The sequence below is a fragment of the Wolbachia endosymbiont of Drosophila barbarae genome (assembly GCF_044752445.1).
Classification (GTDB): Bacteria; Pseudomonadota; Alphaproteobacteria; order Rickettsiales; family Anaplasmataceae; genus Wolbachia; species Wolbachia pipientis.
Map to the genome: position 1 here is coordinate 1 of NZ_JBIXJM010000061.1, position 865 is coordinate 865.

An 865-nucleotide genomic window follows, 5' to 3' on the forward strand; every position below is an offset into this window, starting at 1 on the left:
GAGCGCTGAAAGGAATAATTTTAGATGCTGATGGGTCAGAATTATTAAATCTGTACAACGAATTTGAAATCACACCAAAAGTAGTAAATTTTGCACTAGGAACAGCAACAACAGATGTAAAGCGTAAGTGTATGGAAGTACTCCGGCATATAGAAGATAATCTAAGTGGTGAATATATGACAGGAGTTCATGCCTTGGTAAGCCCTGAGTTTTTTGATACACTAACTTCTCATGCTAAAGTAAAAGAAGCATATGAGAGATGGCAAGAAGGAGCAGCACTTCGAAATGATATGAGATCAGGATTTACGTTCTGTGGCATAACGTTTGAGGAATATAGAGGACAAGCAACTGACCCTGAAGGGACGGTAAGAAGATTTATTGAGAAAGATACAGGGCACTGTTTTCCACTAGGAACAGCAAGCACATTTACAACATATTTTGCACCAGCAGATTTTAATGAAACAGTAAATACTCTTGGACAGCCACTATATGCAAAACAAGAGCCAAGGAGGTTTGATAGAGGGACCGATTTACATACACAGTCAAATCCTTTGCCAATGTGCCATAGACCTGGAGTGTTAGTCAAAGTTGCTGCAACATAACAATACCGGTAGAATGAATGTAGTGAGGTATTCTACCAGTATGTTCCTTCTTAGCATACTTATAAACCTTAATACATAAAATGGAGAAATGCAAAAAAATATTAAGAGACTACTAAAAGATTGTTTTGCCCATTTAGGAAAAGTGGCTTTGTATGAATCAAATGATAAGTCATATGTGGTACAAGTACTAAAACAACAGCCAGATAAATTATACGAGATTGGTGAAGGACAATTTGTGGGAGAGATGCTTTTTCTTGAGGTAA

The 865-nt window shown here is 37.1% G+C and carries 2 protein-coding genes; both read left to right on the forward strand.

Annotated features, from left to right (window positions below):
* Positions 1–602: major capsid protein (locus tag ACIPNH_RS00805; protein WP_400770989.1), on the forward strand; the 602-nt coding region annotated here is incomplete at its 5' end.
* Positions 603–690: 88 nt separating this feature from the next.
* On the forward strand, positions 691–865 hold a 175-nt coding region (locus ACIPNH_RS06720; protein WP_458695308.1), incomplete at its 3' end, for a head-tail joining protein.